Below are 22,008 nucleotides of genomic sequence, written 5' to 3' on the forward strand. Positions count from 1 at the left end.
AACTGCGATTTTGCCGGACTCAAATATAAACAATCATGACGAGTCATGTTGTTTCCAAAAACACTTGAATGTGTGTTGGTACCTAGTCTCTAAAAGAGAATAGGATTTGAGAACTTTTATTTGAACAACAACCAATCAAGTTGTTGTTCGTCAGCTTTCCAAATTGTTAAAGAGCGAGTGTTTACTTTTTCAAGTTAAAGCACTTTCTAATGACTTTCGTCGACAAGAATCCGAACCATATTCGTTTTACTGAATTGGTTTGGAAGTCAACATCCAAAAGTCTTTAGAGAGTGGTGGGCGATACCGGGCTCGAACCAGTGACCCCCTGCTTGTAAGGCAGGTGCTCTCCCAACTGAGCTAATCGCCCACATTAAGTTTCTTTTTATTTTCACTTTTTAAAAAAGTGACAATAAAAAGCCATCTTCCTGTGGAGAAGAATGGTGGGTCGTGCAGGATTCGAACCTGCGACCAATTGATTAAAAGTCAACTGCTCTACCAACTGAGCTAACGACCCAATGGTATCCCGTAGGGGAGTCGAACCCCTGTTACCGCCGTGAAAGGGCGGTGTCCTAGGCCTCTAGACGAACGGGACACTAGATTTACTTTCACTTCTTAAAAGTGAAAACAAACTGTTGAAATATCTTGGGAGATATTTCTTTCTCTTTACATTTTAAACCATCAATCTGTGTGGGTACTCATCGTGAAAATCATCGTATAAGGAGGTGATCCAGCCCCAGGTTCCCCTAGGGCTACCTTGTTACGACTTCACCCCAGTCATGAACCACAAAGTGGTGAGCGTCCTCCCCGAAAGGTTAAACTACCCACTTCTTTTGCAGCCCACTCCCATGGTGTGACGGGCGGTGTGTACAAGGCCCGGGAACGTATTCACCGTGACATTCTGATTCACGATTACTAGCGATTCCGACTTCATGGAGTCGAGTTGCAGACTCCAATCCGGACTACGACGCACTTTTTGGGATTCGCTCACTATCGCTAGCTTGCTGCCCTCTGTATGCGCCATTGTAGCACGTGTGTAGCCCTACTCGTAAGGGCCATGATGACTTGACGTCGTCCCCACCTTCCTCCGGTTTATCACCGGCAGTCTCCCTGGAGTTCCCACCATTACGTGCTGGCAAACAAGGATAAGGGTTGCGCTCGTTGCGGGACTTAACCCAACATTTCACAACACGAGCTGACGACAGCCATGCAGCACCTGTCTTAGAGCTCCCGAAGGCACACCTGCGTCTCCGCTGGCTTCTCTAGATGTCAAGAGTAGGTAAGGTTCTTCGCGTTGCATCGAATTAAACCACATGCTCCACCGCTTGTGCGGGCCCCCGTCAATTCATTTGAGTTTTAATCTTGCGACCGTACTCCCCAGGCGGTCTACTTAACGCGTTAGCTCCGAAAGCCACGGCTCAAGGCCACAACCTCCAAGTAGACATCGTTTACGGCGTGGACTACCAGGGTATCTAATCCTGTTTGCTCCCCACGCTTTCGCATCTGAGTGTCAGTATCTGTCCAGGGGGCCGCCTTCGCCACTGGTATTCCTTCAGATCTCTACGCATTTCACCGCTACACCTGAAATTCTACCCCCCTCTACAGTACTCTAGTCCAACAGTTTCAAATGCAGTTCCGAGGTTGAGCCCCGGGCTTTCACATCTGACTTATTGAACCACCTGCATGCGCTTTACGCCCAGTAATTCCGATTAACGCTCGCACCCTCCGTATTACCGCGGCTGCTGGCACGGAGTTAGCCGGTGCTTCTTCTGTCGCTAACGTCAAGAGATAAGCGTATTAAACTTACCCCCTTCCTCACGACTGAAAGTACTTTACAACCCGAAGGCCTTCTTCATACACGCGGCATGGCTGCATCAGGCTTTCGCCCATTGTGCAATATTCCCCACTGCTGCCTCCCGTAGGAGTCTGGACCGTGTCTCAGTTCCAGTGTGGCTGATCATCCTCTCAGACCAGCTAGGGATCGTCGCCTTGGTGAGCCATTACCTCACCAACTAGCTAATCCCACCTAGGCGTATCCAATAGCACAAGGCCCGAAGGTCCCCTGCTTTGCTCCAAAGAGATTATGCGGTATTAGCCATCGTTTCCAATGGTTATCCCCCTCTACTGGGCAACTTCCTAGGCATTACTCACCCGTCCGCCGCTCGTCAGCAAAGAAAGCAAGCTTTCTTTCTGTTACCGCTCGACTTGCATGTGTTAGGCCTGCCGCCAGCGTTCAATCTGAGCCATGATCAAACTCTTCAATTTAAAGTTTTGATTCCCTAAATAAATAGGGCTCGGCTCAACGAATACTGACTTCAAAACTAGGATTTATCCGAAGATAAACCTGTAATTCTAAAGCTATTACCATTCCAACAGAATAGTAATGAATTGACTGTGCTCTTTTTGGTTTTCACTTTAAAAAGTGAAATCAAACAGCTCAAAGCTGTACCAAATTGAATTGGTCACTCAGTTCATTGAAACCAAAGTTGTTTCCGAAGAAACTGTTTTTACCTAGGTAAAAACATATTGGATTTTCATCAACGAGTGCCCACACAGATTGATAGGTTTAAATTGTTAAAGAGCGTTGCTTTTCAAGGCCTTAACCTCTCAAGCGGATGCGTATAATACGCTTTTGACTCTGTAAGTCAACATAATATTCTAAGTTATTACTTAAAAAACTATGTTGACTCGTCTCATCGAGACAAGTCGGAATTAAAGCCTGGCGATGTCCTACTCTCACATGGGGAAACCCCACACTACCATCGGCGCTACTGCGTTTCACTTCTGAGTTCGGCATGGGATCAGGTGGGTCCGCAACGCTATGGTCGCCAAGCAAATTCTTAAATTCGGAAAACTGATTATAAAAGTTCAATCACACATTCAATGTTCTATTTGAGTCCACAAAACCCCTTGGGTGTTGTATGGTTAAGCCTCACGGGCAATTAGTACAGGTTAGCTCAATGCCTCGCAGCACTTACACACCCTGCCTATCAACGTTCTAGTCTTGAACAACCCTTAAGGGCACTTAAAGTGCCAGGGAAGACTCATCTCAGGGCTCGCTTCGCGCTTAGATGCTTTCAGCGCTTATCGATTCCGAACTTAGCTACCGGGCAATGCCACTGGCGTGACAACCCGAACACCAGAGGTTCGTCCACTCCGGTCCTCTCGTACTAGGAGCAGCCCCCTTCAATCTTCCAACGCCCACGGCAGATAGGGACCGAACTGTCTCACGACGTTCTAAACCCAGCTCGCGTACCACTTTAAATGGCGAACAGCCATACCCTTGGGACCGACTTCAGCCCCAGGATGTGATGAGCCGACATCGAGGTGCCAAACACCGCCGTCGATATGAACTCTTGGGCGGTATCAGCCTGTTATCCCCGGAGTACCTTTTATCCGTTGAGCGATGGCCCTTCCATTCAGAACCACCGGATCACTATGACCTGCTTTCGCACCTGCTCGAATTGTCATTCTCGCAGTCAAGCGGGCTTATGCCATTGCACTAACCACACGATGTCCAACCGTGTTTAGCCCACCTTCGTGCTCCTCCGTTACTCTTTGGGAGGAGACCGCCCCAGTCAAACTACCCACCAGGCACTGTCCGCAATCCCGATAAGGGACCAACGTTAGAACATCAAACGTACAAGGGTGGTATTTCAAGGTTGACTCCACTCCATCTAGCGACGAAGTTTCAAAGTCTCCCACCTATCCTACACATGTAGGTTCAATGTTCAGTGCCAAGCTGTAGTAAAGGTTCACGGGGTCTTTCCGTCTAGCCGCGGGTACACTGCATCTTCACAGCGATTTCAATTTCACTGAGTCTCGGGTGGAGACAGCGTGGCCATCATTACGCCATTCGTGCAGGTCGGAACTTACCCGACAAGGAATTTCGCTACCTTAGGACCGTTATAGTTACGGCCGCCGTTTACCGGGGCTTCGATCAAGAGCTTCGACCGAAGTCTAACCCCATCAATTAACCTTCCGGCACCGGGCAGGCGTCACACCGTATACGTCATCTTACGATTTTGCACAGTGCTGTGTTTTTAATAAACAGTTGCAGCCACCTGGTATCTGCGACTCCTAGTAGCTCCATCCGCAAGGGACTTCACCGCCAAGAGCGTACCTTCTCCCGAAGTTACGGTACCATTTTGCCTAGTTCCTTCACCCGAGTTCTCTCAAGCGCCTTGGTATTCTCTACCCGACCACCTGTGTCGGTTTGGGGTACGATTTCTTATAATCTGAAGCTTAGAGGCTTTTCCTGGAAGCATGGCATCAATGACTTCACCACCGTAGTGGCTCGACATCGTATCTCAGCGTTAAGAAAGTCCGGATTTACCTAAACTTTCCGCCTACGTACTTGAACCTGGACAACCGTCGCCAGGCCCACCTAGCCTTCTCCGTCCCCCCATCGCAATTATAAGAAGTACGGGAATATTAACCCGTTTCCCATCGACTACGCCTTTCGGCCTCGCCTTAGGGGTCGACTTACCCTGCCCCGATTAACGTTGGACAGGAACCCTTGGTCTTCCGGCGAGGGGGTTTTTCACCCCCTTTATCGTTACTCATGTCAGCATTCGCACTTCTGATACGTCCAGCAGCCCTTACAGACCACCTTCAACCGCTTACAGAACGCTCCCCTACCCCGCATACAAAGTATGCAGCCGCAGCTTCGGTGTATAGCTTAGCCCCGTTACATCTTCCGCGCAGGCCGACTCGACTAGTGAGCTATTACGCTTTCTTTAAATGATGGCTGCTTCTAAGCCAACATCCTAGCTGTCTAAGCCTTCCCACATCGTTTCCCACTTAGCTATACTTTGGGACCTTAGCTGGCGGTCTGGGTTGTTTCCCTCTCCACGACGGACGTTAGCACCCGCCGTGTGTCTCCCGGATAGTACTTACTGGTATTCGGAGTTTGCAAAGGGTTGGTAAGTCGGGATGACCCCCTAGCCTTAACAGTGCTCTACCCCCAGTAGTATTCGTCCGAGGCGCTACCTAAATAGCTTTCGGGGAGAACCAGCTATCTCCAGGTTTGATTGGCCTTTCACCCCTAGCCACAAGTCATCCGCTAATTTTTCAACATTAGTCGGTTCGGTCCTCCAGTTGATGTTACTCAACCTTCAACCTGCCCATGGCTAGATCACCTGGTTTCGGGTCTAATCCTAGCAACTGTACGCCCAGTTAAGACTCGGTTTCCCTACGGCTCCCCTAAACGGTTAACCTTGCTACTAAAATTAAGTCGCTGACCCATTATACAAAAGGTACGCAGTCACCCAACAAGTGGGCTCCTACTGCTTGTACGTACACGGTTTCAGGTTCTATTTCACTCCCCTCACAGGGGTTCTTTTCGCCTTTCCCTCACGGTACTGGTTCACTATCGGTCAGTCAGTAGTATTTAGCCTTGGAGGATGGTCCCCCCATATTCAGACAGGATATCACGTGTCCCGCCCTACTCGATTTCACTGATTATGATGTGTCGGTTACGGGGCTATCACCCTGTATCGCGAGACTTTCCAGACTCTTCACCTGCATCATTAAAAGCTTAAGGGCTACTCCAATTTCGCTCGCCGCTACTTTCGGAATCTCGGTTGATTTCTACTCCTCCGGGTACTTAGATGTTTCAGTTCCCCGGGTTTGCCTCGTTGTGCTATGTATTCACACAACGATACGTGCTTATGCACGTGGGTTTCCCCATTCAGAAATCCCAGACTCAAACGGTTATTACTACCTAATCTGGGCTTATCGCAAGTTATTACGTCTTTCATCGCCTCTGACTGCCAAGGCATCCACCGTGTACGCTTAGTCACTTAACCATACAACCCCAAGAGGTCTTATGTATGGTAAACAACCAAGGTGTAATTTGTCTCTCATTATTTGAATGAGCGAGAGACATCAGTTTGTCTCACTTTAAAAAGTGACATCAAACTGCGATTTTGCCGGACTCAAATATAAACAATCATGACGAGTCATGTTGTTTCCAAAAACACTTGAATGTGTGTTGGTACCTAGTCTCTAAAAGAGAATAGGATTTGAGAACTTTTATTTGAACAACAACCAATCAAGTTGTTGTTCGTCAGCTTTCCAAATTGTTAAAGAGCGAGTGTTTACTTTTTCAAGTTAAAGCACTTTCTAATGACTTTCGTCGACAAGAATCCGAACCATATTCGTTTTACTGAATTGGTTTGGAAGTCAACATCCAAAAGTCTTTAGAGAGTGGTGGGCGATACCGGGCTCGAACCAGTGACCCCCTGCTTGTAAGGCAGGTGCTCTCCCAACTGAGCTAATCGCCCACATTAAGTTTCTTTTTATTGTCACTTTTTTAAAAAGTGACAATAAAAAGCCATCTTCCTGTGGAGAAGAATGGTGGAGCTATGCGGGATCGAACCGCAGACCTCCTGCGTGCAAGGCAGGCGCTCTCCCAGCTGAGCTATAGCCCCAATTTATTTTCTTACTTTCGTAAGCATTTCCTTGGGAGGAAATGGTGGGTCGTGCAGGATTCGAACCTGCGACCAATTGATTAAAAGTCAACTGCTCTACCAACTGAGCTAACGACCCAATGGTATCCCGTAGGGGAGTCGAACCCCTGTTACCGCCGTGAAAGGGCGGTGTCCTAGGCCTCTAGACGAACGGGACACTAGATTTACTTTCACTTCTTAAAAGTGAAAACAAACTGTTGAAATATCTTGGGAGATATTTCTTTCTCTTTACATTTTAAACCATCAATCTGTGTGGGTACTCATCGTGAAAATCATCGTATAAGGAGGTGATCCAGCCCCAGGTTCCCCTAGGGCTACCTTGTTACGACTTCACCCCAGTCATGAACCACAAAGTGGTGAGCGTCCTCCCCGAAAGGTTAAACTACCCACTTCTTTTGCAGCCCACTCCCATGGTGTGACGGGCGGTGTGTACAAGGCCCGGGAACGTATTCACCGTGACATTCTGATTCACGATTACTAGCGATTCCGACTTCATGGAGTCGAGTTGCAGACTCCAATCCGGACTACGACGCACTTTTTGGGATTCGCTCACTATCGCTAGCTTGCTGCCCTCTGTATGCGCCATTGTAGCACGTGTGTAGCCCTACTCGTAAGGGCCATGATGACTTGACGTCGTCCCCACCTTCCTCCGGTTTATCACCGGCAGTCTCCCTGGAGTTCCCACCATTACGTGCTGGCAAACAAGGATAAGGGTTGCGCTCGTTGCGGGACTTAACCCAACATTTCACAACACGAGCTGACGACAGCCATGCAGCACCTGTCTTAGAGCTCCCGAAGGCACACCTGCGTCTCCGCTGGCTTCTCTAGATGTCAAGAGTAGGTAAGGTTCTTCGCGTTGCATCGAATTAAACCACATGCTCCACCGCTTGTGCGGGCCCCCGTCAATTCATTTGAGTTTTAATCTTGCGACCGTACTCCCCAGGCGGTCTACTTAACGCGTTAGCTCCGAAAGCCACGGCTCAAGGCCACAACCTCCAAGTAGACATCGTTTACGGCGTGGACTACCAGGGTATCTAATCCTGTTTGCTCCCCACGCTTTCGCATCTGAGTGTCAGTATCTGTCCAGGGGGCCGCCTTCGCCACTGGTATTCCTTCAGATCTCTACGCATTTCACCGCTACACCTGAAATTCTACCCCCCTCTACAGTACTCTAGTCCAACAGTTTCAAATGCAGTTCCGAGGTTGAGCCCCGGGCTTTCACATCTGACTTATTGAACCACCTGCATGCGCTTTACGCCCAGTAATTCCGATTAACGCTCGCACCCTCCGTATTACCGCGGCTGCTGGCACGGAGTTAGCCGGTGCTTCTTCTGTCGCTAACGTCAAGAGATAAGCGTATTAAACTTACCCCCTTCCTCACGACTGAAAGTACTTTACAACCCGAAGGCCTTCTTCATACACGCGGCATGGCTGCATCAGGCTTTCGCCCATTGTGCAATATTCCCCACTGCTGCCTCCCGTAGGAGTCTGGACCGTGTCTCAGTTCCAGTGTGGCTGATCATCCTCTCAGACCAGCTAGGGATCGTCGCCTTGGTGAGCCATTACCTCACCAACTAGCTAATCCCACCTAGGCGTATCCAATAGCACAAGGCCCGAAGGTCCCCTGCTTTGCTCCAAAGAGATTATGCGGTATTAGCCATCGTTTCCAATGGTTATCCCCCTCTACTGGGCAACTTCCTAGGCATTACTCACCCGTCCGCCGCTCGTCAGCAAAGAAAGCAAGCTTTCTTTCTGTTACCGCTCGACTTGCATGTGTTAGGCCTGCCGCCAGCGTTCAATCTGAGCCATGATCAAACTCTTCAATTTAAGATTTTGATTCCCTAAATAAATAGGGCTCGGCTCAACGAATACTGACTTCAAAACTAGGATTTATCCGAAGATAAACCTGTAATTCTAAAGCTATTATCTTTCCAACAGAAAGATAATGAATTGACTGTGCTCTTTTTGGTTTTCACTTTAAAAAGTGAAATCAAACAGCTCAAGGCTGTACCAAATTGAATTGGTCACTCAGTTCATTGAAACCAAAGTTGTTTCCGAAGAAACTGTTTTTACCTAGGTAAAAACATATTGGATTATCATCAACGAGTGCCCACACAGATTGATAGGTTTAAATTGTTAAAGAGCGTTCTTCTTTTGTGATTTGCATCACTTGGAAGAGGCGGCCATTCTAGCGAGATAATTTCCAGTGTCAAACACTTTTTTTAAATTTTCTCTTTTTGCTTTCTAGCCTTGTTAACCCTGCTTGTTAGCCCGTAAGCCCTTGCTGTGTCAACGAGGAGGCATTATAGAGATCGAACTCACATTGGCAAGTGTTATTTGTGAAAAAATGCAAAAATACGCATTTTAAGTGCTAATTTGATCCAAGTGGTTATTTCCTATCATTTACACAGATCAAATATACACCTTATCCCCAAAGTTATACACAATACGTGTTTTGGAATCAGTTTTCAGACATAAAAAAAGCTGCCATTGCAGCTTTCTCTTTATCGAATGATTAAATTCCAGAACCATATTGTTCGCCATCATCTTCATGAAGGCCACATTCTCTTTTTAATCCAAAGAAACGGGTTTCTTCTTCATTCATTCCAGGCTCCCACTTTTTAGAAGTGTGGGTATCTCCCACTGATAGGTAACCTTCTTCTCTCAGTGGGTGATAAGCCAAGCCATGCTTCTCTAAATAATAGTGCACGTCTTTATTTGTCCAGTCTATTACCGGTAAGAACTTGAAGACACCATTTTGTAGCGAAAGAATAGGCAGATTTGCTCGGCTACTAGACTGCTCTCGTCTTAGACCTGAAAACCATGTTCCCACTTCTAACTCGTCCAACGCTCGACGCATTGGTTCGACTTTATTCAGCTTATTATATTTTTCGATTCCCTCTATACCTTGTTCCCATAGCTTTCCGTAACGTGCCTCTTGCCAATTGGGACTATTTGGAGCTCGATATACTTTAAGGTTGAGTGTTAACTGTTGGCTCAATTGATCAATGAATTGATACGTTTCATTAAAAAGATAGCCTGTGTCCGTTAATATTACGGGAATATCTGGATCAGCTTGCGTTACTAGATGCAGCATCACCGCAGCTTGAATACCAAAACTAGATGAAACAACGTGTGTTCCCTCTAAGTTATTCAAAGCCCATTTAACACGCTGTTGCGCAGTTAGCTTTTCTAACTCGGCATTAATTTCAGCAAGACGGAGAATTTGCTCCGTCTTAGTTAATGAGAGCAGTTCTGCTAACTTCAATTTTGAAGCTACAGAATTAAGCATAAAGATCCCTCTTTGATACGAAGACTTCTTCTATAATGCCAGCACGAATCGTAAAGTCACCGAAGCCTTCGTTTTCTTCACGCTCTGTCGCCCATCGACCGACTAACTGATCTATTTCTTCCAAGATTTGTTTGTCAGTGATGTTCTCTTTATACATTTTAGGAATTCGCGTACCCGCTCTGTTACCGCCTAAATGTAGGTTATAACGATTAGGAGCTTTGCCCACTAATCCAATTTCAGCCAACATAGCTCGGCCACAACCATTAGGACAACCTGTTACTCGCAAGATAATGTTGTCATCTTTTGGTAGCTGATGCTTTTCTAGAATAGCTTCAACATCAGTCACGAACTGAGGCAAGAAACGTTCAGCTTCCGCCATTGCTAGTGGGCAGGTAGGAAATGCAACACATGCCATTGAGTTTTTACGTTGCTCACTGACGGTGTCATCCATCAAACCATGGGCGCGTGCAATCTTTTCAATCTTCGCTTTTTCTTTCTCTGGTACGCCAGCAACAATCAAGTTCTGATTCGCTGTCATGCGGAAGTCACCTTTGTGCACTTTCGCAATTTCAGCAACACCTGTTTTTAGAGGTTTACCTGGGAAGTCTAATAAGCGTCCATTTTCGATGAACAATGCAAGGTGATGTTTACCATCGATCCCTTCAGCCCAACCAATACGATCACCGCGACCTGTAAATTCATATGGGCGGCTCTCTTCAAAATTAACGCCTGCGCGTTTTTCAACTTCCGCTTTAAACACATCAATACCGACTCTATCGAGTGTGTATTTGGTTTTTGCGTTTTTACGGTTAGATCGGTTACCCCAATCACGCTGAGTCGTCACGACCGCAGCCGCAACCTCTAACGTTTTTTCTAGGGGAACAAAACCAAAGTCATCGGCTTTACGCGCGTAAGTCGACGTGTCACCGTGGGTCATTGCTAATCCACCGCCCACCAACACATTAAATCCAACAAGCTTTCCGTTATTCGCAATCGCAACAAAGTTAAGATCGTTTGCGTGGACATCAACATCATTCTGAGGAGGAATCACGACCGTTGTTTTGAACTTACGCGGTAGATAATTACTGCCTAAGATAGGCTCCTCTGTCGTCTCAACTTTTTCGCCATCAAGCCAAATCTCGGCATAGGCACGAGTTTTTGGTAGTAGATGCTCACTGATCTTCTTCGCCCACTCATACGCTTCTTGATGAAGTTCAGATTCAACCGGGTTCGTTGTACACAAAACATTTCGGTTTACATCACCGGCGGTTGCAATGGAATCTATACCAATGCTATTCAGCGTCTGGTGCATTAGCTTGATGTTTGGTTTCAATACACCATGAAATTGAAAGGTTTGACGAGTCGTTAAACGCAGGCTTCCATAGCTGGTATTTTCTGTTGCAAACTTATCAATCGCTAGCCACTGCTTCGGCGTAATAATGCCACCCGGCATACGTGCACGCAGCATGACATTATGCAGAGGCTCTAGTTTTTGTTTCGCGCGCTCGGCTCTAATATCGCGGTCATCCTGCTGATACATCCCATGGAAACGAATCAATTGGAAGTTATCTGCCGTAAAGCCACCAGTAATTCGATCTTGAAGATCCTTCTCTATCGTACCGCGCAAGAAATTACTCTCACGCTTCAAACGTTCGTTGTCTGCTAATGGACCAAGCACTTGACCCAATACTTCTTGTTCTTGCTTGCTCATTAGTACACATCCCTTTGGTAACGTTTGTCTTTACGTAAGTTGTTAATAAATGCCTCTGCGTCATCACGCGACATCTTGCCTTGCTGCTCAGCGACCTCAATTAGCGCTTCATGGACATCTTTCGCCATGCGCGTTGCATCACCACAAACATAGATGTAAGCCCCCGCCTGTATCCATTGCCAAACTTGTTCTGCTTGTTCAAGGACTCGGTGCTGGACGTACACTTTTTCATGTTGATCACGGCTAAAGGCGACATCAAGCTGCGAAAGAAGACCTGACTTCAGGTACTTTTGCCATTCAACTTGATACAAGAAGTCTTGGGTAAAGGTTCGATCACCAAAGAATAACCAGTTTTTTCCTTCGGCTTCTCGGTTGTCGCGTTCTTGCATAAAGCTTCGGAAAGGTGCAATACCCGTTCCTGGGCCAATCATAATCACCGGAGCATTATCATCTTGAGGAAGTTTGAAGTTATTGTTGTTTTCAATAAACACTTTAACTTCACCGCCTTCTTCCAGACGTTGCGCTAAGAAACCTGAAGCACCACCAAGTCGAGATTGTTCATCTTTTTGATATTCAACCAGACCGACCGTCAAATGAACTTCTTCATCGACTTCACTTTGACTTGATGCAATGGAATACAAACGAGGCGTCAATTTTCGCAGTAGCCCGACCAATTCATCAGCAGACAACTTGGTTTTCTTTTCTGAAAGCACGTCAACGATTTGTGTGTTTCCTGCGTACTCTCGTAGCTTATCTTTATCTTCCACCAGCTTTTGGAGTTTTTTACTGCCCGACAACTCTGCAAACTTAGTTACAAACTGAGGGTTTGACGCTGTGATTTCGAATTTGCTAACTAAAGCGCTATGAATAGAGAGGCTTTCGCCATCAACATCGACACTCTCAACACCAGAAAGGCCCACTTTCGACAGAATCTCATTCGCTAAATCAGAACTGTTCTCATACCAAACACCCAACGCGTCTCCGGCTTGGTAAGTGATACCTGAGTCTTCAAGATCGATCTCGATATGACGAACGTCTTTGCCTGAATCACGACCGGTGATTTTCTGGCTCGTTAGCAAGCTCGCTGTGTATGGGTTCTGTTTCGTGTATTGTGAATGAGACGAAGCCTGACCAACAGGCAATTGAACGACTTCAGCTTCAGTACCAGAAGAAAGATCTTCTTGAAGAATATCTAACGCTTTAGTACGCCACTCTTTAGCTTCGCTCTCGTAGTCCACATCGAGGTCAATGCGATCAATAAATGCCGTCGCCCCTTGCTTCGATAAGTAAGCATCGAAGTCTTTACCGGTTTGGCAAAAGAATTCGTAGCTTGAATCACCCAAACCAATCACCGCGTATTTTAGATTCGGTAGCTTCGGCGCTTTCTTCGATTGTAAGAACTCATGCAGCTCAATGGCGTTATCTGGTGCTTCACCTTCACCATTAGTTGAAGCAACAATAATGACATGGGTTTCTTTCGCGAGATTCTTGCCTTTATAATCGCTGGCATCAAATAGCTGAGATTCCACCCCTAATTGCTTTGCTTCATGCTCTAACGCTTCAGCAACACCTTTTGCGTTACCGGTCTGAGAAGCGAAAATAATAGTGAGTTTTCCGGCTGGTTTTGAGGCAACAACCGCTGCTGCTTGCTCAATCGGCGCAGAAGCCGCATTACTTTGAGTTTGGCTTAATCCCCAAAAATACCCACTTACCCAAGCAAGTTGATTGGCTGATAATTCAGAAACTGTTTGTTGAAGCTGTCCAATTTGCTGCTGATTAATAGGTGCAGTAAATGCAGCCTGATCATTGGCTGAAGTGTTTCCAGATAACACTTCCTTTTGAGAGGACTCTTTCTTATTTAAAGACATGGTCACGACATCCCTATTCATTGCGTGCCGATAGATTAACCACTCTTGCTAATAACAAGAAAGAATAGATAAGTATGTTTTATAACTTTTTGGAAGATGGAAAGTAAAAAGCGGGTTATTTGGATTCAATCCTAACCTGAGAAAAGCCGACAGCCATTGCTGACTTAGAAGCGAGATCCAAATCCATATAGTGGCATTCACCACCCTGTGAGTCGGTCAACAAAACAAAACCGCCTCTAGCGTGACGAAACTCAACAACCCAACTGCCTTCCTGCACTGAAGGCTCAATAATCGCCTCGACCAGTTTATGGTCTCGGTACAAACATCTCAGTTCTGTAATTGTCATACCATCACGCACCTATCGCCGACACAACATAATCACCTTTGTTAAGCATGGTAGATTTTGAGCGTTCTGCTAAAAAATAGGACCGTTATATAACCATTAGATATAAAAAACGCCACTTAATGAAGTGGCGTTATTAAAAAGCAATGCGAGACTTAACTAGTACTGAAACTCAGCACCTAAGAACCAGCCGTTCACAAAGATAAACTCTTTATGATTTTCAACATCAACAGTGAAATCATCTGACTCAATATCAATCACACGATAGCCGCCTTTAAGTGCGAGCTCACCAGAAGAGACAGGGAGTCGGTATTGCATACCAGCAATGAAATCGGTTGTTTTGAGACCCTTACTGTCTCCAAAGTCAACCTGGCCAATCACATCGAAGTGGGTGTTTGGCACATTGATTAACGCTTTTCCAAACCAATTCCAGGTTAACTCATCGAATGACTGAGGCGCACCATTGGCTCCAGAACCGATTGGAGCAATATATTTTGAGTTTGAGTAGTGGCTGAATGCCACGCCAAAATCAAAGTCCATCAGTTCATGGTCAAAAATGGTGTAGTAAAAGGTGTAATCGTATTTATCAAATGCCATATAGTCAGCTTCGAGTGTTGTATAACGGAAGCTTACATTCGGTAAATATGGCAATTCATGCTCAAGAGCAACGCTAAAAGAAGGAACCTGATCGTCATCTTTGCGAACTTCATTCACTTTGGTGCTTCCCCACCACATATCAGCACCAAGGCTAATACTGTATGGCGATTGTGCATTCACCACTGGTGCGCTAATAAGCATTAATAAGCCTGATAAGCCTAATCCCAATCCCCGAATATTCATCCTTTCTGATCCCTACTTTAACTGAGTGGCGTCGACACTAATAAAATTATCGAAGGATGATAGCACATTCGCCTAGCGTATTAACTGGAATAATTTGAGATTAACGCGGGCTATAAACATGGTTTTTGAAAAACCAAACACCAATAGCAATGACGATCAACCAAGGGATCAACTTAAATACAACCCCCACCATGCCTAAAACAGCCAACACAATAAAGGCTATAGCGGTTGCCGCAAATACGGACATCATAGTAAGGCCCGTCACCAATAGCGTTGCAATAAATACCAATACAAAAATCAACTCAAACATAATCACACTCCTAATATCGCTTACCTACAGTATTCCTGATATTCATTAATGCAGTTATCGAGCCAAATATTTTTATATTAAAAATCAGCTAATTAGAAACCAAAAAAGGTGAGAAGCACATAAGCCCTCTCACCTTTTTATATACATAGGTAAATTTCACCCACAATGTTGGTTAATTTTACACATCGAGTTCCGCGGGGATTTTGGCTAATGCGGCTTGCACGACCTCAACTCCAGAACCTGGTTTATGCGCATTCTCACTGATGTATCGACGCCACTGTCGGCCGCCAGGCATACCTTGATACAGCCCCAGCATATGACGAGTAATATGACCCAACTTAGCGCCATTAGATAATTGCTGCTCTATATAAGGAAGCATCGCCTCTACCGCTTCACTGCGCTTCATGATTGGCTTATCCAAGCCAAAAATCAACTGATCAACTTGAGCCAGTAAATACGGATTTTGATACGCTTCGCGCCCAACCATAACGCCATCTAGATGTTTTAGGTGGATGAGTGTTTCTTCTAACGTTTTTACACCACCATTTACTGCAATGGATAAGTGAGGGAAATCTTTCTTTATTTGGTAAGCTCTATCGTAATCAAGCGGTGGAATTTCTCGGTTCTCTTTCGGGCTCAAACCGCTCAACCAGGCCTTACGTGCGTGTATCGTAAACTGCTCACACTTCGCCTTTTCTGACACTATCGAAATAAAATCGGTCAAAAACTCATAAGAATCTTGATCATCAATACCAATACGCGTTTTGACGGTCACCGGAATATCAACCACCTCACTCATCGCTGACACACAATCAGCCACCAACTGTGGCTCGGCCATTAAACAAGCACCAAAACGGCCATTTTGAACACGATCTGACGGGCAACCAACATTCAAGTTGATTTCATCATAGCCTCGCTCTTGTGCTAGCTTGGCACAAGTTGCAAGATCCGTTGGGTTTGAACCACCAAATTGAAGCGCAACCGGGTGCTCTTCTTCGTTATAAGCAAGAAAGTCCCCTTTACCATGAATGATCGCGCCGGTTGTGATCATCTCGGTATAAAGCAGGGTTTGACTTGTGAGTAATCGGTGGAAGTATCGGCAATGACGATCGGTCCAATCGAGCATGGGTGCAACGGAGAAACGGTTACTTGGATACCTTCTGTTTAAGTCATTGTTTTTAGTGCTTTTATTGATCATTAAAAATCTCATTGAATATTGTGTTATTGCCTATTTTGACCAATTCTGATACATTTTAAGAATGTTTTGACCCCAAAATAACCCCAAAACGCTTGATACTTTGACCCCAAGCATTTGGGACTGACCCCAAAATGACCCCAAATTAATAAGAGGTGAAGGTATGGCATCAGTTAGTATAGAAGAGCGAAAATCGGCAAATGGTAATTCTAAATTTAGAGTAAAAGTTAGAGTTACAAAAAACGGTAAAAAAATCGCTGAAAAACAAGATACATTTTCAACTCGCAAGCTTGCAAAAACTTGGGGTGAGAAAATCAGAAATGAAATGGAAGCGATAGAAGCCAGAAAAAAAGCTGGTTCATTTCGTGAAGAAGATAATTTAAAAGAAGCAACAGTTGGTGAACTGATCGATCTCTATTTACGACTTCATGACCCTGACGAACCTAAAAAACCTAATGATCCAAGCGGTGCAATTGAACCACTTGGTAGAACAAAAATGTATGTTCTCAACGCTTTACTTCACTACCCTATTTCAGCAATTCTTGCTAGTAATCTTCGTGCTGACGATATTATAGCGCATTGTAAACTTCGAATAAATGAACATACAAAGCCAAAGCCTCAAACAGTTTTTCATGATGTAACTTATTTGCATACCGTTATGCAAAGCGCAAAATCTTTTTTTAAAATTAATGCAAATTTAAAATATCATGAAGAAGCTATCCCTCTACTTGTTAAATATAAATTGATTGGTAAATCTCAACCAAGAACAAGCCACAGACCTACAGATGAACAGCTTCAGATAATGAGGGAAGGTTTAAGAAAAAGACAAGAGCATAGAGGTTCAATCATTCCGTTTTTAGATATTCTCGATATATCTTTACTTACTGCAATGCGTATCAGTGAAATCACTAGGGTTCGTTGGGAAGATTTTAATTTTGAGAAAAAGACTTTAATAATTCGTGAACGTAAAGATCCCGACCCGACTGAAAAAGCAAACAAGCATTCAGTCATACCATTGATCGGTGATGCGGCAGATATTATAGCAAGACAGAAAAAATCAACAGACCCAGAAAAGGCAGATTTGATATTTCCCTATAATTCAAGAAGTGTAACTGCTGGTTGGCAACGAGTTAGAAAAGAGCTAGGTATTGGTGATATTAGGTATCATGATCTTCGTAGACACTGCTTAAGCAATCTCGCTGAAAGAGGTGTTCCGTTGAATGTTTTAGCAAAAATCAGTGGTCATAAAAGTATCAACATACTTCATAATGTCTATCAGCATTTAGAAATGGAGAATTTTGATATTGAATCATTTACTCCTGCATTCATTAAAAAATAAAATAATTAATCATTGTTGTTGTCTAAATCGACAACAACAATTTAATCGAAGGTCAATAAAAACAAAACCTATGCTAATTTGACAATAATGTGTTCTTACTCTAATTTTTAAATTACCAAAAGTTATATTTTTCAAATCTCTCTTTGATTTCTTCTTTTTCATCTTCATCAATATCTTCATCTTGATCAATTAAAAAAGATACATATTGAAGAAAATCATAAACAAATTGAGTATCTTTTTCTTTATTCAACTCATAATCAAAATATGCTAGTTCTTCGAGTGAATCTAGAAAATGTTCAAACGCCATACCTTTTATTATCATTATTATTTAATCTCCTATTGTCCAATTTTCTAAATATCTTTTTGATTTATTCAATTTTTCAATTTGTTCTATTATGAAATCTCTAAAATCTTCTCGACCTTCTTCTTCTAATTCTAATTCGTATTGATGAATCAACTCTATATAAAGACTCATTTTCTTATCACTATATTTATTTTTATACATTAATATTCTCCTATTTTTTAAAATGGTATTTGACTTTCTAAATAAAAACTATTGTCATTTTTGACAACACATTCAGCAGCAACTAATTTTTTAATACTTTTTGAAAATTGATATTTATCAACTCCAATATAAAATTCAACATCAGAATACTTATCAAACTTAAAGTAATCATATTTATTAGAATATATATACATATTAAAATAAACTTTCAAATCAGTTTTTGACAACTTAACACCATCTTCGAAAAACTTAATTAGCATTCCCGTAAGAAATTTTTCATCTATCTTTTCCTTGCAATTTATTTCTGTCATTTTTCAACCTCCTAATTTTTGAATTTATTACTATTTAGATATCATGTTTTTTAAAGTTGTCAAATTAGACAACAATAAATAACTTCAATTTATGCAGTTGACTAAATAAAACCAAATGATATAAAAGTTATATATAGGTTATATTGCGAGATATGGCTTGGGGTCCCCCCAAACCTCTCGATTTACTTCGTAAATGTAAAATAAAAACAAAAATACACTTACATAATTAGAGGCAATATTTCCGCATTGGCATTTGGATAATATTGAGGATTTAGTTATGGATAACGAAATAGAAAAAGAGAAAAAACCCAGAAGAAAATCAATCAAGATAAGGTTAGATGATGATCTGTATGATGATTTACATGAGTTTAAATTAATTTATAAATGTAAGGATTGGGAAGATTTAATTATTCGCCTGATGAGTGAAACAAAAGGCATAAAAAAGGTTCAGGTTGATCAAGATGGTAAAGCTTTAAAGTATATAAATTCTTTACAAAGAGCAGGAACAAACTTAAACCAAATTGCAAAAGTAGCTAATACTAATGGTCAAATTGATGATCATTCTTTTGAAGAATTTCAAAATCTTTCAAACCAAATTAAACGAGCGAGGATTTATTTCTGTAAAAATGTAATCCCTGTTTTTTACAGCAGGGAGAAATAATATGGCAGTGTTTAGAGTATTGCACAAAGGCGAAAGCATTAAAGCTTTGAAAGGTGTGGTTAGGTATAACTCAAAAGAAAAGAAAGGTTTTCACAATAAAACCAATCCAAGACTAATTGGTGTTATTTCTAACGTTGGTTATTGTGATGATGTTAGTGATGAAGAAAGTTATAAACGATTAACTGAAAACTTTGTATTAGACATTCATGCTAATTCATTACTATCAACGAACAAAAGACAAAAGCACATATACGAGCATTCAACTATTTCATTTGATAGAGCAGATGATGAAAAGTATGGAATGAAAAAACTTACAGAACTAGCTTTAAAGATAGCTAATGAGGCTAATCCCAATGGTGCGCCTCAAATGCTTTGGCCACAAATCGACTCAAATAAGCTTCATTTCCACCTAGTCAGAGGTCTACATGATGAGAATGGAAAGTATCAATTAAAATCTAATGACTTTCATAGAGTTAATAACTTTATCCAAAAGCTTGAAAAATCTGAAAATCTAACACTTACAGGAAAAAATGATCCTAATAATTGGATTTGGAAAACGGTTGACGGGAAGAAGAAAAAAACTTATTTCCCCGGTGATAAATCATCATCAAACAAAATCACTAAAAACAAAATTCGAGACATGAAAATTTTAATTGATGAAGATGGAAAAATTAAATACATCAATAAAAAAACTGATGAAATTGAAAATACAAAGATTAAGAACCTTGCGACTCGTGGCAAAATAAAAAAACTTAAAATAAATAAAATAAAACCGTTGCAAGATGAAAATGAAAAGCTTGAAAAGCCTATAAAATATGGTGTATTACAATCTGCTTCAAATTGGATTGCTAAACAATTACTTGAACCAGAAACAACCAAAGCTTATAGAGATAGAAAAGAATTAGATAATAAAATCAAAGATAATTACAAGAAAATGGATAAAATTAATGAAAAGTTTATCAGCAACAATCAGATGATTAATGAAAAATTGCATAAAAACAACATATCATTAGGTAAGCTAAAAGAAGATCGTAAAAAATATCATGATGAAAAATCCAAACAAAATGAAAAAATGAATCTTAAAGTTGATCATGCAAATGAAAAGCTTAATTTCAAAAATACAATTAACAACTCTTATAGACAATCGACTAATTCAAAAGAGTTTTTAAAATTACTTAATGAGAATAATATCGAAGCAAATATTACATTTCATAACAATGGTAAAAGTGGCGGAATTACGTTTAATTCAACAAAACATGATGATCTTGCTATGGCAGGCGGTAAAGTTAACTCATATTTAACTTTTGGCAAAATCAAGAAGAATGATCCAGAATTATTTAGTTTGTTAACGGGTGAAACAAGCTTATTAACACTAACAAGTAATAATAAAAATCATGTAGAAAATAACTTTAAAATAAGCAATTTAAACAATAACTACAAAGAAAAAGTAAATATTGATGGTTCGATTTCTATCTTTTATGCAAAGAAAAACGCTGAAAAGTATCCACATAATCACAACATAAAGATAAATGCTGAAAAAAACAAAATTTCATTTGGTAATAACATGAATGAGTTTGATGTTGAAATGGCTTATAAACTAGCTAAATCTAACGGTTGGACGAATGCAGAGAGTAATAATAAACAGTTGATTCTAGACTCAATGACTGTTGCTTATGCTTCAAATAAAGATGATTTATTGTTCTTTCAAACAAAAGAACCGACTTTAAAAATTAGTGAATTAAAAGATATTATTGGTAATGATCTTCTTTCAAAAGACAATTTAATAAAATTGGTTGATGGTAATTATGTAGCTGATGAATATAAAAATGAGTTGATTGGTTTTGTTAAAACTCAAATATATAACTCTAAATTTAAAGATGTTAATGTTATTGATATAGAAAAACATTTAAAATCAGGAATGTCATTAAAAGAAAGCTTTGAATATAAACCAAAGGTTGATAAATCAAAAGAAAAAACAAAAAAAGAATTAAAAAAATCTTCTAATAAAAAAGATGATTCTTTTAAGAAAAAATCTAAATATAAACTTGATAAAAACGGTAAAGTTGTTAAACGTGATGAAGATTAATTAAACATCTAACTTTAAATCTTTTAATTCGTTAGTTAACTCATCGTTAGAACTTACTTTTTTGAGTTTTGGCAAGTTAGATTTTGATGGGTTTATCACTTTTTCTTCTCTTGGTTCTTCTACATAATTTAAGTAGTCAGTATGACCCATGATTGAGATAGGTTCTCTATCTATGGCCTTAATCATGAACTGCTTATCTTCTACACCAATTTTTTTAAGTTTTTCAGTGTGTTCATAGTAGTCATTTCTTTTTTTAATGCTTTCTTCAACAGTCATAGTTTTATTGTTTGTATCATCTGCTTGTTCTTGCACGTTATCGACTTCTTTTGACGATTTAACAGGTGTATTTTTGTAATGAAATTTATAATGTTCTGGCAAAACCTCAGCACTTTTTGTTGCAGGGTGTTTATATTCCCATTCACTTACTAAACCTTGATCTTTAAGTGATTTAAAAACCCTTTTAATCTCTCTAATTCTTGAAGTTCTTTTAATTTCTTTGTGTATTTTTAATACATCAAGTAAGTAGTTTAAGTTTAAATAAGCATTAGGTTTCATCATTATCATGATAGCAACTTGGGTAGCTCTTAGAGTTTTACATGACTTCAAGCTCATTAGATTTATTTGTTGAAATCCTTTTTTTATTACTTCTCTTTTGTAGCGATTTGAAAACTCAAAAGATACTTTTTTATCTTTGACCGTCAACGTGTCAAAGAAAGGAGACCTTATATTATTTATTATTTCTTCAAGTTTAGAATGAACTAGATTGGCAGGTAAGAATCGATCATCAGAAAGCAACCCAACGGTTGAAAAATGTTGTATTCCCTTTATTTTGTTTCTGACAAAAATAGAACTTGCATAAGCTAACACAGCCATAAAAACTTTTTGTTCCATGCTTGTATTAAAGTTAAATAATTCTCTATGTAGGTTGTGTTTGGTGCTCATGATTGTGTTGGGTAGCCTTAAAAATATTTTGTTGTTTTCCATTGTAATAATCCTTTATTTTAATTTTTGTTGTTAGTTAAACTTCTAAAATTAAGGGATTATTATAATATTTCCATAAAACACACTTTACTAAAG

At 41.3% G+C, this 22,008-nt stretch carries 14 protein-coding genes, 7 tRNA genes and 4 rRNA genes; 3 read left to right on the top strand and 22 right to left on the bottom strand.

Going from position 1 to position 22,008, the window contains the following annotated elements; translation table 11 throughout:
* Positions 1-291: 291 nt before the first annotated feature.
* From QF117_RS19075 to dusA, 18 genes are all read right to left on the bottom strand, one after another.
* A tRNA-Val gene (locus QF117_RS19075) sits at positions 292-367 on the bottom strand.
* Between the two features lie 71 nt (positions 368-438).
* A tRNA-Lys gene (locus tag QF117_RS19080) sits at positions 439-514 on the bottom strand.
* Positions 515-516: 2 nt separating this feature from the next.
* A tRNA-Glu gene (locus tag QF117_RS19085) sits at positions 517-592 on the bottom strand.
* 123 nt (positions 593-715) lie between these two features.
* Positions 716-2,262: ribosomal RNA gene (locus QF117_RS19090) — 16S ribosomal RNA — on the bottom strand.
* Between the two features lie 452 nt (positions 2,263-2,714).
* Positions 2,715-2,830 (bottom strand): 5S ribosomal RNA (gene rrf, locus QF117_RS19095).
* Positions 2,831-2,918: 88 nt separating this feature from the next.
* Positions 2,919-5,807: ribosomal RNA gene (locus tag QF117_RS19100) — 23S ribosomal RNA — on the bottom strand.
* Between the two features lie 401 nt (positions 5,808-6,208).
* Positions 6,209-6,284: transfer RNA gene (locus tag QF117_RS19105), tRNA-Val, on the bottom strand.
* A 71-nt stretch (positions 6,285-6,355) separates the two neighbouring features.
* A tRNA-Ala gene (locus QF117_RS19110) sits at positions 6,356-6,431 on the bottom strand.
* A 42-nt stretch (positions 6,432-6,473) separates the two neighbouring features.
* Positions 6,474-6,549: transfer RNA gene (locus QF117_RS19115), tRNA-Lys, on the bottom strand.
* Between the two features lie 2 nt (positions 6,550-6,551).
* Positions 6,552-6,627, bottom strand: a tRNA-Glu gene (locus QF117_RS19120).
* Between the two features lie 123 nt (positions 6,628-6,750).
* A 16S ribosomal RNA gene (locus tag QF117_RS19125) occupies positions 6,751-8,297 on the bottom strand.
* The 16S, 23S and 5S rRNA genes sit together here with 7 tRNA genes alongside, the layout of an rRNA operon.
* Positions 8,298-8,985: 688 nt before the next feature.
* Positions 8,986-9,762, bottom strand: a complete 777-nt coding sequence (locus tag QF117_RS19130) for a phosphoadenylyl-sulfate reductase (protein ID WP_017035825.1) — start codon at positions 9,760-9,762, stop codon at positions 8,986-8,988.
* Complete coding sequence (gene cysI, locus QF117_RS19135) at positions 9,755-11,473, bottom strand: assimilatory sulfite reductase (NADPH) hemoprotein subunit (protein ID WP_065577195.1); 1,719 nt, start codon at positions 11,471-11,473, stop codon at positions 9,755-9,757. Before cysI ends, QF117_RS19130 begins: the two co-directional genes overlap by 8 nt.
* On the bottom strand, positions 11,473-13,362 hold the full coding sequence (locus tag QF117_RS19140; protein WP_282387636.1) for an assimilatory sulfite reductase (NADPH) flavoprotein subunit: 1,890 nt from the start codon (positions 13,360-13,362) through the stop codon (positions 11,473-11,475). The genes cysI and QF117_RS19140 overlap by 1 nt, the downstream gene beginning before the upstream one ends.
* 94 nt (positions 13,363-13,456) lie before the next feature.
* Entirely contained in the window at positions 13,457-13,687 is a 231-nt protein-coding gene (locus tag QF117_RS19145; protein WP_017039730.1) for a hypothetical protein, read from the bottom strand.
* Between the two features lie 156 nt (positions 13,688-13,843).
* The gene (locus QF117_RS19150) at positions 13,844-14,524 is read right to left on the bottom strand and encodes a TIGR04219 family outer membrane beta-barrel protein (protein ID WP_282387638.1); all 681 of its coding nucleotides are present in this window, start codon (positions 14,522-14,524) and stop codon (positions 13,844-13,846) included.
* A 100-nt stretch (positions 14,525-14,624) separates the two neighbouring features.
* Entirely contained in the window at positions 14,625-14,834 is a 210-nt protein-coding gene (gene pspG, locus QF117_RS19155; RefSeq protein WP_017035820.1) for an envelope stress response protein PspG, read from the bottom strand.
* A gap of 178 nt (positions 14,835-15,012) precedes the next feature.
* Entirely contained in the window at positions 15,013-16,032 is a 1,020-nt protein-coding gene (dusA, locus tag QF117_RS19160; protein ID WP_282387641.1) for a tRNA dihydrouridine(20/20a) synthase DusA, read from the bottom strand.
* A 160-nt stretch (positions 16,033-16,192) separates the two neighbouring features.
* Between dusA and QF117_RS19165 the strand changes: the two genes are divergently transcribed.
* Positions 16,193-17,368, top strand: coding sequence for a site-specific integrase (locus tag QF117_RS19165; protein WP_282387642.1), 1,176 nt, complete (start codon positions 16,193-16,195; stop codon positions 17,366-17,368).
* Between the two features lie 112 nt (positions 17,369-17,480).
* Here the strand turns inward: QF117_RS19165 and QF117_RS19170 are convergent, their stop codons facing one another.
* The 3 genes from QF117_RS19170 to QF117_RS19180 are packed head-to-tail and all read right to left on the bottom strand — an operon-like array spanning position 17,481 to position 18,184.
* Positions 17,481-17,690, bottom strand: a complete 210-nt coding sequence (locus QF117_RS19170; protein WP_282387643.1) for a hypothetical protein — start codon at positions 17,688-17,690, stop codon at positions 17,481-17,483.
* Positions 17,691-17,696: 6 nt separating this feature from the next.
* Entirely contained in the window at positions 17,697-17,873 is a 177-nt protein-coding gene (locus tag QF117_RS19175; RefSeq protein ID WP_282387644.1) for a hypothetical protein, read from the bottom strand.
* A 17-nt stretch (positions 17,874-17,890) separates the two neighbouring features.
* A complete protein-coding gene (locus QF117_RS19180; RefSeq protein WP_282387646.1) occupies positions 17,891-18,184 on the bottom strand; it encodes a hypothetical protein in 294 nt (97 codons plus the stop codon).
* 277 nt (positions 18,185-18,461) lie between these two features.
* Between QF117_RS19180 and mobC the strand changes: the two genes are divergently transcribed.
* Both mobC and QF117_RS19190 read left to right on the top strand, forming a co-directional pair.
* On the top strand, positions 18,462-18,845 hold the full coding sequence (gene mobC, locus QF117_RS19185) for a plasmid mobilization relaxosome protein MobC (RefSeq protein WP_282387647.1): 384 nt from the start codon (positions 18,462-18,464) through the stop codon (positions 18,843-18,845).
* Between the two features lies 1 nt (position 18,846).
* On the top strand, positions 18,847-20,931 hold the full coding sequence (locus QF117_RS19190; RefSeq protein ID WP_282387648.1) for a hypothetical protein: 2,085 nt from the start codon (positions 18,847-18,849) through the stop codon (positions 20,929-20,931).
* On the opposite strand, the gene QF117_RS19195 is transcribed toward QF117_RS19190, so the two are convergent.
* Positions 20,932-21,915 carry a hypothetical protein gene (locus QF117_RS19195; protein ID WP_282387650.1) on the bottom strand — a complete coding sequence of 328 codons (984 nt, stop codon included), beginning with the start codon at positions 21,913-21,915 and terminating at the stop codon, positions 20,932-20,934. It abuts the gene before it with no gap.
* Between the last annotated feature and the right edge of the window lie 93 nt (positions 21,916-22,008).

The organism is Vibrio sp. YMD68, from assembly GCF_029958905.1.
GTDB lineage: Bacteria > Pseudomonadota > Gammaproteobacteria > Enterobacterales > Vibrionaceae > Vibrio.

Coding starts and splice junctions, on each gene's coding strand:
- QF117_RS19130 (WP_017035825.1), bottom strand. CDS start 9,762: ATGCTTAATTCTGTAGCTTCAAAATTGAAGTTAGCAGAACTGCTCTCA.
- cysI (WP_065577195.1), bottom strand. CDS start 11,473: ATGAGCAAGCAAGAACAAGAAGTATTGGGTCAAGTGCTTGGTCCATTA.
- QF117_RS19140 (WP_282387636.1), bottom strand. CDS start 13,362: ATGAATAGGGATGTCGTGACCATGTCTTTAAATAAGAAAGAGTCCTCT.
- QF117_RS19145 (WP_017039730.1), bottom strand. CDS start 13,687: ATGACAATTACAGAACTGAGATGTTTGTACCGAGACCATAAACTGGTC.
- QF117_RS19150 (WP_282387638.1), bottom strand. CDS start 14,524: ATGAATATTCGGGGATTGGGATTAGGCTTATCAGGCTTATTAATGCTT.
- pspG (WP_017035820.1), bottom strand. CDS start 14,834: ATGTTTGAGTTGATTTTTGTATTGGTATTTATTGCAACGCTATTGGTG.
- dusA (WP_282387641.1), bottom strand. CDS start 16,032: ATGATCAATAAAAGCACTAAAAACAATGACTTAAACAGAAGGTATCCA.
- QF117_RS19165 (WP_282387642.1), top strand. CDS start 16,193: ATGGCATCAGTTAGTATAGAAGAGCGAAAATCGGCAAATGGTAATTCT.
- QF117_RS19170 (WP_282387643.1), bottom strand. CDS start 17,690: ATGATAATAAAAGGTATGGCGTTTGAACATTTTCTAGATTCACTCGAA.
- QF117_RS19175 (WP_282387644.1), bottom strand. CDS start 17,873: ATGTATAAAAATAAATATAGTGATAAGAAAATGAGTCTTTATATAGAG.
- QF117_RS19180 (WP_282387646.1), bottom strand. CDS start 18,184: ATGACAGAAATAAATTGCAAGGAAAAGATAGATGAAAAATTTCTTACG.
- mobC (WP_282387647.1), top strand. CDS start 18,462: ATGGATAACGAAATAGAAAAAGAGAAAAAACCCAGAAGAAAATCAATC.
- QF117_RS19190 (WP_282387648.1), top strand. CDS start 18,847: ATGGCAGTGTTTAGAGTATTGCACAAAGGCGAAAGCATTAAAGCTTTG.
- QF117_RS19195 (WP_282387650.1), bottom strand. CDS start 21,915: ATGGAAAACAACAAAATATTTTTAAGGCTACCCAACACAATCATGAGC.